Consider the following 13,133-nt stretch of genomic DNA (forward strand, 5'->3'; position numbering starts at 1 on the left):
GAATGAGCTCTGCGAGAGGTATCGGCGGGCGTGATCAACGACCAGGAAGACCTTTTTCCGGATTTAGGTGACAAACAGCAAGGGCTCGACTTTGTAGTCGAAAAATCGGATAAACCGGTTAAAAAGGAACAGGTGCCTCCTGGTCTGGACACCTCGCAGGCGTTCGAGCAGGGCACGTCCTTCCAGGTGCGTGACGCGTTCGAGGAGCTCGTACGGCGTGACCTGCTCGGTCCGTGGGACGGCGACGGCGAGGAACTACCGCGTGGGACGTCCGGGCCGCGGGAGCGCTACCTCGTCGGAATGCTCGGCCCGAAACCCTCGCACCGGTCGGCCCGGGAGGACGCGGGAGAGATGCCGGAGACCGAGATCGGGGTCGAGGGTGACGGCGCCGAGGGTGAGCTGCCGGAGGTGCTCACCCCGCAGAACCTCGGCCGGATCTGGGCCTCGTCCATGGGACTGTCCTTCGCGGTGCCCGGCGAGGTCGACGCACTCGCCGTCGTCGCCTCCTGGGGGCGCTACACCAAGACCGAGACCATGATCGAGGATGCCAAAGGCAGGGAACGCACCGCCTCGACCTGGACGCGCAAGCAGGTGGACCACCGGAAAACGGTCCGGCTCGACGGTGAGCCGTCGCAGCGGATTCCGCTCACCATGGAACGTGCCGAAGACCCGGGTGTCCTGCTGGCGGTGGCGGTCCGGCCGCAGCGGGACGGCCGCCGGGTCGTCGAGCTGACGCTGATCAACCAGCAGATCGAGCCGGAACGCACCCCCGACGTCGCCTGGCTGTTCCAGGCCGGACTGACCGTGACCGCACCCGGCACCGATGTCCTCGTCCCCGCCGACGGCGACGCCGCGAGCGGCAACATCACGGCCGCCACGGCCGCCGCCGCCACCGCCGCCACCGCCGCCGATCCCCACGCCACCCAGGCCGCCGATGTCTTCCTGCCGATCGATGACCCGGTGGACGACCTGGAGGCGGTCGGCGACGACCTGGAGGAGCGGCATCTGCGGCTGCTCTACCGGCACGAGCGCCGCTACGCCTCCGGTCGCAACGTCGCCGTACACGCCGAGGTCGCCCAAGGGGAGCGGTGCGCGCGGGAGCTGCGTACCACCTGGTTGCCCGCCTACGACGTGCCCGCCACCGTCGCCCCGGTCGGCAAGGGGACCGCACTGGCCGAGGTCGAGCTCTCCATGGACGTCCTGGCCATGGCCTCGCCGGAGGATCTCGCAGCCGGGCTGCACCCGCTCGCGGACGGATACGCCGCCTGGCTGGACGGGCAGCGGAACCGGATCCCGGATCTGCCCGAGCCGCTTCGCGAGGTGGCCAAGAACGCGGTGTACAAGGCGGAGCAGGCCGCGAGACGGATCCGCGACGGGGTCGAGCTGCTCACCGACCCCGGGCGGGACCGCCACGACCAGGCGCTGGCCGCGTTCCGGTTCGCCAACACCGCGATGGCCGCGCAGCGCCGCCGAACCACGGTCGGGAAGCTCCGCGACGAGCTGGGGCTGAGCTACCCGCAGGCCATGGCCAAGGTGGAGGCACAGGGGGAGAGCGCCGCGTCGTGGCGGCCGTTCCAGCTCGCGTTCGTGCTGCTCAACCTGCCGTCGCTGACCGACCCCGAGCACGCCGAGCGGGCCGCCGACGCCTCGGCCACCGTCGACCTGCTGTTCTTCCCGACCGGCGGCGGCAAGACCGAGGCGTACCTCGGCCTGACCGCCTACACCTTCGCGATCCGCCGCCTGCAGGGCACGGTCGGCTCCGGGGCCGACGCCCGCGACGGTCGGTCCGGGGTGTCGGTGCTGATGCGCTACACCCTGCGGCTGCTCACCGCGCAGCAGTTCCAGCGGGCCGCCGCCCTGGTCTGCGCCGCCGAGGTGCAGCGCCGCGCGGACCCGGCGACCTGGGGTGAGGAGCCGTTCCGGATCGGCCTGTGGGTGGGCGGTGCTGTCTCCCCGAACTGGTTCACCGAGGCGGCCGACCAGATCCACGAGGCCAGGGAGGCGCCGGCCGGCCGCAGGACCAACGTGCTGCAGACGCTGACCTGCCCGTGGTGCGGAGAGAAGTTGACCGGGGATCGCAATCTCTTCACCGACGATGACCGCAGGAGGGTGCTGCTCTACTGCGGCCGGGGCCGGGAGGGCGAGGCCGACCCCTGCCCGTTCTCCCGGATCGGCGAGGACCGGATGCTCACCTCCGAACTGGACGACGCCGAGGAGATCGCCGCGCGCCGGGACGGGATGCCGATCCTCACCGTCGACGAGGAGATCTACCGGCTGGTCCCCAGCCTGGTCATCGCCACCGTCGACAAGCTGGCGCAGCTTCCCTGGCGGGGGTTCGCCGGTCACCTGTTCGGCCGGGTCAGCCAGCGGTGCCCCCGGCACGGCTACCGCCACACCGACCTGGACGAGCACGTTAAATGCGGTGCGAAGCACCACGCCAAGGGGAAGCTGCCCAAGGTGGTCAGTCGCCCGGTCCTCCGGCTCCGCACGCCGGACCTGATCATCCAGGACGAGCTGCACCTGATCTCCGGCGCGCTCGGCACCACGGTCGGCCTGTTCGAGGCGGCCGTGGACGAGCTCTGCACCTGGAGCCCCCGCCCCGGGACCCTGACCGGGCCGAAGATCATCGCCTCCACCGCGACCACCAAACGGGCCGAACGCCAGGTGCTCGGGGTCTTCGGTCGCCGGCTCGCGGTGTTCCCGCCGCAGGTCATCGACGTCACCGACACCTTCTTCTCCCGGCAGGTGCCGCTCACCGAGAAGACGCCCGGCCGCCGCTACCTCGGGGTCTGCGCGCATGGGACGAGGCTCAAGTCCGCCGAGATCAGGCTGGCGGAGATCCTGTTCCTGGCCGGGCAGACCATGTTCGACCGGTACGGCGAGCCCGCCGACCCCTATATGACGGTCGTCGGCTACTTCAACGCCACCCGCGAGCTGGCCGGCATGCGCCGCTATCTGGACGACGACGTGACCACGCGGATCCGGACGCACGGCAGGCGCAAGGGGATCGCCAACCGGCTCTCCTCCCCGGCAGACCTGCTCACCGTGGTGGAGCTGACCTCCCGGATCTCCTCAGGAGACATCAGCGAGGTGCTCAAGCAACTGGAGATCGGCTTCGACCAGGAGACGGACACCTCGGGGCGCCGGTACGCGATCCGCGCGGAGTGGGCCGACGTGCTGAAGGAGAAGAACAAGGAGAAACGCCGGAACGCCCATCCGCTGGCCGAGCGTCAGCGGCGGCGCGGCACGGGTCGCCAGCCGGTGGACGCGGTGCTCGCCACCTCCATGCTCCAGGTCGGTGTGGACGTCTCCCGGTTCGGGCTGATGGTGGTCACCGGGCAGCCCAAGAACACCGCCGAGTACATCCAGGCCTCCTCCCGCGTCGGCCGCGACGCCGAACGCCCCGGTCTGGTGATCACGCTCTACAACTGGTCGCGCCCCCGCGACCTGGCGCACTACGAGGACTTCGAGCACTACCACGCCACGTTCTACCGCCAGGTCGAGGCGCTGTCGGTCACCCCGTACACTCGCCGGGCGCTGGACCGGGGCACCGCGGCCATGTTCGTCGCCGCGGTGCGCAACGCCGAGGAGTCGTACTCACGTAACCGGGACGCCGAGGAGGTGCCGCTGTCCGGGCCGGTCGTCGGCCGGATCGTCGACCGGCTGCTGACCCGCGCCGAGGCGGCGGGCGACGTCCGCGCCCGCGACTACCTGGCCGAACGGATCAAGGTGGTGACCGACTCCTGGGAGCAGGCCAAGGGCAGCGCGGCCCGGCTCGGCTACGAACAGCGCAAGAGCACCAAGCAGGAGATCGTGCTCGGCCTGCTGAACCGGGCCGGCAACGGCCGGTGGGACGCGCTGACCGTCGGCAACTCGATGCGCGAGACGGAGAACGAGCTCAACCTGCTGTTGCCGGGCAGCGGTGACATCTTCGCCGTGCCGTACGGGGCACCGGCCTGGACGTTCCAGCCGTCGGACGCTGACGGCACGGGCGTGGAGGTCCCCGAAGGGGACGAGATGGGCGTGTCCGAGCTGAACGGGAAGGGCAAGTAATGGCCGACTCCGCACCGTACCTGCGCCGGGTGGGGGCCGTGCGCCCCAGCCACCTGATGTTCACCTCCGGCGTCGGCTCCATCGTCGACCTGCCGAACTTCTCGGTGCTGGTCAGAGGGTTGGACGACTGGCGGTACGACAGGCTCGGCGACACCCCGCAGGTCATCATCGAAGCCCGGCTGCTCGCCGCCGTGCAGGCGATCCTCGGCAAGACCGTCGGAGAGCTCAAGCCCGCTCCCTGGCTGCCCGGAACCGATACCAAACCCAAGGGAGAGGCCGCCAGGGTCGGTGTGCCGGTCATGCCGTTCCCGAGCTGGATGCGCTGCACCGCTTGCAACCTGCTGGCGCCGATCGACACCCAGGCGTTCGGCTTCAGGAACGACAAGCCGAGCAAGCCGCACGAGGCCAGGTTCTTCCACGAGTGCGGACGCGGCAACAAGGAACGCCTGGTGGTCGGCGCCCGTTTCGTGCTGGCCTGTACGGCCGGGCACCTGGACGACTTCCCCTACCTGGAGTTCGTGCACCGAGGCCAGAAGTGCGCCAAGGCGCCCAAGCCCAACCTGCGTATGGAGGACTTCGGCGGCAACATCGGGGCCAACGTGCGGATCACCTGCCAGCGCTGCGGCGAGGACCGTAACATCCGCGAGGCCATGGGGCGCAAGGGCAGGGCCGAACTGCCGGGCTGCCGGGGCCGCCACCCGCACCTGGGCACGTTCGCCGAGAACGGCTGCAAGCAGCAGCCGCACCTCGTCGTGGTGGGCGCCTCCAACCAGTGGTTCGCGCAGCCCCTCTCCGCGCTCGCCGTACCCAAGCCGGGCGCGGACGAGCTGGACGCCAGGGTCGAGCAGTTCTGGGAGAGCCTCCAGCATGCCCCCGGGGTGGAGATCTTGGAGTACATGCGCCGCGTGGCGCCGCTCTCCCACGAGTTGGCGAAGTGGCCCGACAACGAGGAGGTCTGGGCGGCCATCGAGCGACACCGCGACAAGCTGGAGGCAGCGAGCGGTGAGGTGCAGGGACGGCTGGACCTGCTCACCCCCGAATGGCAGGTCTTCTCCGCTCCCACGCTCCCCGAGCCGACCGACGACTTCACCCTCCACCGGCACCCGGACGGCGTACCCAGCCTGCTGAAGGGCTACTTCGCCGACGTCATCCAGGCCGAGCGGCTGCGCGAGGTCCGCGCGATGATCGGTTTCACCCGGCTGGACGCCCCCGACTTCGAGGACCCCGAGCTGGTGACCCGGGCACCGCTGGCCCGCTCCAAGCCCACCTGGGTGCCCGCGAGCGAGGTACGCGGCGAGGGCATCTTCCTGAAGCTGTCCGAGGACCTGTTGACGGCGTGGGAGGGGCGGGTACGCGCCTCCTCCTTCACGGATGAGCACAGCGGCCAGACGCGGTCGGTCCCACACGAGCACCGGGAGGCGTACGGGCGGTTCCGCGACCACCGCTACTCCGACCGGATCCCGTTGGGGTTCGACAGGTACCGGGGCTGGCCGGACCTGCGCTACTACGCCCTGCACACGCTCTCGCACCTGCTGATCCGCACGATCGCGCTGGAATGCGGCTACAACTCCGCCAGCCTGTCCGAGCGGATCTACGCCGGCACCGAGGACGACCCGCGCAGCGGGATCCTGATCTACACGGCGGTGCCGGACGCAGAGGGCACCCTGGGCGGGCTGGTCTCGCTCGCCGAACCCGAGGAACTGGTCCGGCTGACCCGCCGCGCGCTGTCGGAGGCCAGGCACTGCTCCTCCGACCCGCTCTGCGCCGAGCGGCTGCCCCGGGCACCCGAGGACTTCCTGCACGGCGCCGCCTGCCACGTCTGCCTCTTCGTCTCCGAGACGACCTGCGAACGCGGCAACCGCTTCCTGGACCGCAGGTTCATCGTGCCCATCGGCGACCCAGACCTGGCCCTCTACCCCGAGATCCCGTGACGCCGGACTCTCCCTTCGCCCAGGTGGCGGCCGATGCCGTCGCCCGGCTCGGACCGGTGCGAGTTCGCACGCTGGCCGAGCGGATCTCAGGGGACGGACCACGCTCGGCGATCCCCTCGGCCGTTCCGGCCCCCGGATTCGCCGAGGTGGCGCGGGCCGTACTGGCGGCGCAGGAAGCCGAGGGGATACCGGACGGGGAGGCCGCGGCGTACCTGCGGGGTGTCGCCGACGGGTACGCGCGGCACGCCGCCGCCCACCGGGTCGAAGCGGTGTGGAGCGGGCCGGGCACCCATTCTGTGCCGGTCCGGTCCACCGCGCAGGTCCTGGTGGACGTCGTGAACGAGGCGTCGCACGAACTGCTTCTGATGACCTACTCCGCGAAGCCGTACCCGCCGCTGCTGGACGCACTGGCCGAGGCGGTGCGGCGCGGAGTCTCGGTGATGGCCGTCGTCGAGACCCTGCGGGGCGCGGGCTCCGCGCTGGGCGGCGCCGAGCCGGCGGCGGCGTTCGCGTCGGTCCCCGGGGTCGAGCTGTGGCACTGGCCGACGGCCAGGCGGGACGGGCAGGGGGCGAAGATGCATGCCAAGCTCGCCGTCGCCGACCGGCGGGTGCTGCTCGTGTCGAGCGCCAACCTCACCCAGTCCGGGGTCGCCAGGAACATCGAGGCCGGGCTGCTGGTGTACGGCGGTTCGACACCGTCGCGGGCGGCCGAGCACATCGCCGAACTACGTGTCAGGGGCGTACTGGAGCGGTTGCGGTGAGCCGGGGATTCCGCGGTCTCACCGGTGAACATGTACGTTCTCCGGAAACCCCTTGGTGATTGTTAGGAAATACCAAAATTCTCCGTGGAAGGCGGGCCGTTGTGGGCAGGCGGACAATTGTCGGAGATCGCTATGAACTGGACCCGGTGTCCCGTCAGGCGGGCGGTATGGGGGAGGTCTGGTTCGGCTACGACAAACGTCTGGATCGGCCGGTCGCGGTCAAGTTCATCCGGATCGACAGGCAGACCGACGGCAGACCCGATGACGAACTCACCAAACGCTTCGTGCGCGAGTCGCGGATCACCGCCCGGCTGGAACATCCCGGGGTGCCCGTCGTCTACGACTGCGGATCGCATGGCGAAGAGCTGTACCTGGTCATGCAGCTCGTCAACGGCTGCCCGGTCTCCTCGCTGCTCGACGAGACCGAGGTGCCCGTCGCCTGGGCGGTGGCGATCGCCGCCCAGGTGTGCTCGGTGCTGGCCGTGGCCCACGCCAACTCGCTGGTCCACCGTGACCTCAAGCCGAGCAACCTGATGCTCTGCCCCGACGGGACGGTGAAGGTGCTGGACTTCGGCATCGTCGCCGCGCTCGGTTCCAACGCCGTCACGAAGCTCACCGCGACGGGCATCGTGGTGGGCAGCCCCGATTACATGGCGCCGGAACAGGCGATGGGCGAGGCCACCAGCCGGCGGAGTGACCTGTACTCCCTCGGTGTGGTCCTGGACGAGATGCTCAGTGGGAAGAACCAGTTCGCCGGTCCCACGGCGCTGGCCTCGATGCGCAACCACACCGACGTTCCTCCCCGGCCGCTGCGTACCAGGAGACGAGAGGTGCCGGAAGGGCTGGAGCGGCTCGTCCTGTGGCTGCTCGCGAAGGAGCCGGAGAAGCGGCCTCCCAGTGCCGACGTGGTCTACCGGCGGCTGATGGACTTCTGCCGCGACCTGCCGGCCTTCCCCGGTTATGTGAACCTCGGCGCACCCCACCCGGTGCGGATGTACGCGGCCGTCGTGGGCCGGATCGCCGCCGAGCCGCCCGCAGCGGGGCCGGTCGCGGTGGTGTCGGTCGGCGTGAGGCCGGTCGGATCGGCGACCGGCCCCGCCGCCGATCGGCCGCTGACCGGGAAGGCACGGCCCGAGCGGCTCCGGGACGGGGCCGGGGCCGAGTCGCCCCGGCCCGGGTCGCCCCGGGACGCCGGGGGTCGCCGGGGCGACGCCGGGCCGGCGGCCGGGCAGCGTGATGCCGGGCAGGAGGCCGTCGCGTCCGCCAGAAAAGACGCCGAGGCGCTCAAGGCCGAGTCGAGGTTCACCCAGGCCGCGGACGTGCTGGCGGAGGCGGTGGAACCGGCCGTCCGTGCCCTCGGGCCCAAGGACTCAGGTGTGATCGACCTGCGAATCGAACTGGCCGACGCGCTGTTCCTCGGCGGGGACTACCGGCGGGCCGCTCCCGAGTTCGGCAGGCTGGTGGCCGACCTCGCCGACCGGGAGGGGCCCGAGCACGATCTCGTACTGCGCTGCCGCCTGATGGAGGCGAACTGCCACGCGGCGGTCGGCGAGACGAACCTGGCCCTGGCCCAGCTCGGCGGGCTCCTGGACGACGAGAGACGGTTCGGCGTCGACGAGGAACGGATGCTGGAGTTGCGGCGCCAGATCGGGCTTCTCGAACTCGGCTCCGGCAGGAGATCGCGGGCGAAGGTCACGCTGAGCGACCTGCTGCGGGATCTCGAAGGTAGATACGGCTCCCGCCACCCCACCGTCGAAAAGGTCCGGGAAATCCTGGAAAGCCTTGATGGCCGATAACCAGGGCGAGCATTCTTGTAGGTCGCTTCCACAAATGAGAACCTCCGGAGGACACGGCGTGCCGAAGCTCGGAATCGACAAGGACTTTCTCCGTGACTTCGGAAAGCTCGACCGATCCGTCCAGGACCGCGTCACGGAGATCTTCGCCAAATTCGAGCAGGCCACCCATGCCGGACTGCATCTGGAGAAGCCGAACAACGCGCGTGACCCCCGGTTCCGGACGATTCGCATCGACAAATTCTGGCGTGGGGTCGTGCTCGCGCCCGAGGCCGGTGACTCGTTCACGCTGCTGAAAGTGCTGCCGCATGACGATGCCTACACCTGGGCGCAGCGCCGCAGGGCATCGGTGAACACGGCGACCGGCCGCATCGAGATCAGGGATGGCGCGGCCATCGACGCCACCCTGCCGGAACTGGCCAGGATGGCGGATCGGGCGCCGCGGCGGCTGTTCGACGACGCGGGCGACGCCGACCTCAGGCGACTCGGCGTCGACGAGCAGACCCTGGCCTTCGCCAGGGCGCTGACCGACGTGGTGCAACTGGAGGCCGCCAGGTCCTTCCTGCCGCGGAACCAGTGGGACGCCCTCTACGGGCTGGCCGCGGGCATGACCCCCGAACAGGTGTGGGCCGAACTCGGCGCCGGCGCCGGGCGTGAGCCGTATGACACCGAGGACATCACGGCGGCCGTCGAGCGCACCCCCGAGCAGGTCGTACTCGTCGACGGCCCGGATGAACTGATGGAGGTGTTCCGTCACCCGTTCGCGCTCTGGAAGGTCTATCTCCATCCGGCGCAGCACCGGGTGGCGTACGCGGCCTTCGGCGGACCGGCCCGCGTCACCGGCGGCCCCGGTACCGGTAAGACGGTCGTCGCCCTGCACCGCGCCTGCCATCTCGCGCGCCAGGGCGCCGGCCCGGTGCTGGTGACCACCTTCACCTCGACGCTGTCCGCCTCGCTGGAGGCCGGGGTGCGACTGCTGACCGACTCACCCGAGGTCCGCGACCGCATCGTCGTGCGGCACGTCGACCAGCTGTCCTACCAGGTCTTCGCCGAACGGCACGGCCGCGCCGCCATCCTCCGGGACAAGGAGGAGAAGGACATCTGGCGGCGGATCGTCAAGCAGCTCGACGCGCCCTTCACCGAGACGTTCCTCGCCGAGGAGTGGCGGCACGTGGTGCTCGCCCAGCAGGTGACCAGCGCCGCCGAATACCTGAAGGCCAAGCGGGAGGGGCGGGGCCGAGGGCTGGGCTCCCGGCAGAAGGCCCAGGTGTGGCAGGCGGTGTGGGAGTTCGAGGAGGAGCTGCGACGGCGGCGCGTCTGGACATACGAGACGATCTGCGTCGAGGCCGCCCGGTTGCTCCGCGAGCGGCCGGAGCGGCCGTACCGGCACATCGTCGTCGACGAGGCGCAGGACCTGCACCCCGTCCAGTGGCGGCTGCTCCGCGCGGCCGTGTCCGAGGGGCCCGACGACCTGTTCATCGCGGGTGACACCCACCAGCGGATCTACCAGAGCCGGGTCTCGCTGCGGGAGCTCGGCATCGGGGTCGCGGGCCGTTCCACCCGGCTGACCATCAACTACCGGACGACCGCCGAGATCCTCGCCTGGAGCCTGGGCATGCTGCGCGGCGAGCGGATCGACGACATGGACGGCGGTCTGGACGCCGGCCTGGACATGGTGGCCGGCTATCGGTCACAGGTGCACGGCCGGCCGCCGGAGCTCCGCGGTTTCCGCACCCAGAAGGACGAACTGGACGCGCTCGCGGGCAAGATCGGGGAGTGGCTGGACGCGGGTGTGGCACCGGGGGAGATCGGCATCGCGGCCCGGTCCAACATGCTCTCCGACTCGGCGATCACCGTGCTGGAGCGAGCCGGAATCCCGGCGCGGTCGCTGGCCAAGGCCCCGGACGCCGAGGACGCGGTCCGGTCCGGGACCATGCACCGGATGAAGGGGCTGGAGTTCCGCTGCGTGGCGATCATCGGTCTTTCGGAACACCAGGTGCCGTCGTCGAGCGCGGTCACCCCGGTTCGGGAGGATCCCCTGACGCACGCGCAGGATCTGCAGCGTGAGCGCTGCCTGGTGTTCGTCGCGTGCACCCGGGCGCGGGAGCAGCTCCACCTCTCCTGGCACGGAACGGCCAGCCCGTTCCTGGCCGGCTTCGCCACGTGACTTTCAGTAAAAGATCAAGTGCAAGCCGTACGGCGACAGTTAAGATCATCGGTCTCTCACGCTGAAGGCAGGACATGGCCAAGCTCTCGGTACTCCTCCACCAGATCGACAACGGCACCGTGCTGCTGCCGGAGTTCCAGCGGGGGTACGTCTGGAACCGTGACCAGGTCCGCGGGTTGATGCGCTCGCTGTATCGCGGATACCCGGTCGGCGGCCTGCTGATGTGGGAGACCGAACCGGACCAGGCCTCGGTACGCGGCGGCGCGACCGACGGCGGCGTACGGCTGCTGCTGCTCGACGGCCAGCAGCGCATCACCTCCCTGTACGGGGTGATCCGAGGCCAGGCGCCCGCGTTCTTCGAGGGAGACGCCTCGGCGTTCACCGGTCTCCGGTTCAACGTCGAGGACGAGAACTTCGAGTTCTACGGCCCGGCGAAGATGCGTGACGACCCCAGATGGGTGGACGTGACCCGGCTGTTCACCGACGGGCTGGAGCCGTTCATCAAGGACTTCAGCTCCGTTCCGGAGTTCACCACCTACCTTGAGCGGCTCAACCGGTTGCGGCAGCTTCTCGACCGGGAGTTCCACGAGGAGAAGATCACCGGGGCCGACAAGGACGTGGAAGTCGTCGTCGACATCTTCAACCGGGTGAACTCCGGCGGCACCGCGCTGTCCAAGGGCGACCTCGCGCTGGCGAAGATCTGCGCGCACTGGTCTCCCGCCCGGCAGGTCATGCGCGACCAGCTGAAGCGCTGGGAGAGCGTGGGATTCGAGTTCTCCCTGGACTGGCTGCTGCGCAACACCACCGCGGTGGCGACCGGACGGGCGGTGTTCACCGCGCTCGACGCCGTGTCGGCCACCGACTTCGAGACCGCCCTGACCAGGTCCGTCGGGTACGTCGGCAACTTCCTCGAAGCCGCCTCCGGGCGGCTCGGCCTGGACCACGACCAGGTGCTCATGGGCCGCTACGCGATCCCCGTCATCTCCCGGCTGCTCCACCTCAGCCCGGGCGGCCGATTCGCCGACGCCGTCCATCGGGACAAGGTGCTGTTCTGGTACGTGCACTCCGCGCTCTGGGGCCGCTTCGCCGGATCGACCGAGACGGTGCTCGCCCAGGACTACGAGATCGTCAAGGAGTCCGGCATAGACGGGCTGATCGCGTCCCTGGAGCGCTGGCGCGGCGGAAACCTGGAGATCCAGGCCCATGACTTCGACGGCTCCACCAAGGGCTCACGCTTCTACCCGCTCCTCTACATGCTCACCCGGGTCAAGGGCGCCCGCGACCTCGGCAGCGGACTGGAACTGCGCGCCGAGATGCTGGGCAGGCTCACCTCTCTGCAGGTGCACCACATCTTCCCCAAGGCAGTGCTCTACCGGGCCGGCTACGACCGGTCGCAGGTCAACGCCGTCGCGAACTTCTGCTTCCTGACCCAGGACACCAACCTCATGATCGGGAAGCGTTCTCCCCAGGAGTATTTCGCGGAGGCGGAGGAGAGGCACCCCGGCGTGCTCGCCTCGCAGTGGATCCCGGCCGACCCCGACCTATGGCGGGTCGAGCGCTACCCCGACTTCCTCGCAGCCCGGCGTGAACTGCTGGCGCAGGCCGTGCAGTCCTTCCTGACCGAACTCCGTAACGGAGCCTCCGCGGTGGCGGCCACCGAGCTGCGGCCGGTGACGGTGGTCGCGGACGAGCAGGACGACGTCCGTTCGGCCCAGGTCAAGGCCATGGCCGAGGAACTGGTGCGACTGGGGTACGCCGAACCGGCGCTCGACAGCGAGATCGCCGATCCCGTCACAGGTCGTGCGCTGGCCGTCGCCGAGGCCTTCTGGCCGGACGGGCTGCAGGCGGGGCAGGGCAGGCCCGTGGTCCTGGAGCTCGATCCGGACGTCGCGGATCTGCCCCGGCTGGAAGAGCTGGGGTACGAGGTGTTCACCTCGGTCGACGCCCTGCTCGGTTACGTGACCCGTCGCAACGAGAGCGCCTCCGGGGTCTCCAGGGTCTCCGGGGTCTCCGGGGTCTCCGGGTTCTCGGGGTCCTCGGGGTCCTCGGCGGAGGAGCCTGCTACCGGGGACGAGCCGAAGGCCGGAACGGCGGTGGACGCCGAGTTCAACGAGGCGATGCGCTCCGTCTATGACAGGGCGCGCGCCGAGGCGAACTACCATGCGACGTACTTCCTGAGCATGCTCGCCGAGCACGGCAGCCTCGCCACGGCCCGCAAGCTGCTGCACGCCCCCGCGGTGTCCGACGGCTTCGCCGCTCTCTGGGAGCGTGGGCGTCTCGACCTGACCGTCGAGGCGCTGGTCGTTCAGCCGCGCTTCGCGGACCTCTTCACGCCGGCCGAGATCGAGATCGCCCACCACCGCCTCGGCCAGTTCGGCTACCACTGCTGATCTTTAATTCGTAGAGTTACGAAGATTTGCGGACCAGG

At 70.0% G+C, this 13,133-nt stretch carries 6 protein-coding genes; all 6 read left to right on the forward strand.

Features of this window, described 5'->3' with window-relative positions; all coding sequences use genetic code 11:
- Window positions 1-132: 132 nt before the first annotated feature.
- The 6 genes from drmA (at window position 133) to OIE13_RS02550 (ending at window position 13,095) form a co-directional block, all read left to right on the forward strand.
- Window positions 133-4,053: a DISARM system helicase DrmA gene (drmA, locus tag OIE13_RS02525; protein WP_326643545.1), complete on the forward strand. Its 3,921-nt coding sequence runs from the start codon at window positions 133-135 to the stop codon at window positions 4,051-4,053.
- Window positions 4,053-5,984, forward strand: a complete 1,932-nt coding sequence (locus OIE13_RS02530; protein WP_326643543.1) for a DUF1998 domain-containing protein — start codon at window positions 4,053-4,055, stop codon at window positions 5,982-5,984. Before drmA ends, OIE13_RS02530 begins: the two co-directional genes overlap by 1 nt.
- A complete protein-coding gene (drmC, locus tag OIE13_RS02535) occupies window positions 5,981-6,745 on the forward strand; it encodes a DISARM system phospholipase D-like protein DrmC (RefSeq protein ID WP_326643540.1) in 765 nt (254 codons plus the stop codon). Before OIE13_RS02530 ends, drmC begins: the two co-directional genes overlap by 4 nt.
- Before the next feature lie 146 nt (window positions 6,746-6,891).
- Window positions 6,892-8,541 (forward strand): serine/threonine-protein kinase, encoded by a 1,650-nt coding sequence (locus OIE13_RS02540; protein ID WP_326643539.1) that lies wholly within the window; start codon window positions 6,892-6,894, stop codon window positions 8,539-8,541.
- Between the two features lie 58 nt (window positions 8,542-8,599).
- Entirely contained in the window at window positions 8,600-10,705 is a 2,106-nt protein-coding gene (locus tag OIE13_RS02545) for a UvrD-helicase domain-containing protein (RefSeq protein ID WP_326643538.1), read from the forward strand.
- A 74-nt stretch (window positions 10,706-10,779) separates the two neighbouring features.
- Complete coding sequence (locus OIE13_RS02550; protein WP_326643536.1) at window positions 10,780-13,095, forward strand: GmrSD restriction endonuclease domain-containing protein; 2,316 nt, start codon at window positions 10,780-10,782, stop codon at window positions 13,093-13,095.
- Window positions 13,096-13,133 lie beyond the last annotated feature (38 nt).

This window comes from Streptosporangium sp. NBC_01810, from assembly GCF_035917355.1.
Taxonomy (GTDB): domain Bacteria; phylum Actinomycetota; class Actinomycetes; order Streptosporangiales; family Streptosporangiaceae; genus Streptosporangium.

What these genes read in the sequence shown, in the direction of transcription:
- OIE13_RS02550 (WP_326643536.1), top strand. Translation starts at nt 10,780, where the DNA reads ATGGCCAAGCTCTCGGTACTCCTCCACCAGATCGACAACGGCACCGTG.
- OIE13_RS02530 (WP_326643543.1), top strand. Translation starts at nt 4,053, where the DNA reads ATGGCCGACTCCGCACCGTACCTGCGCCGGGTGGGGGCCGTGCGCCCC.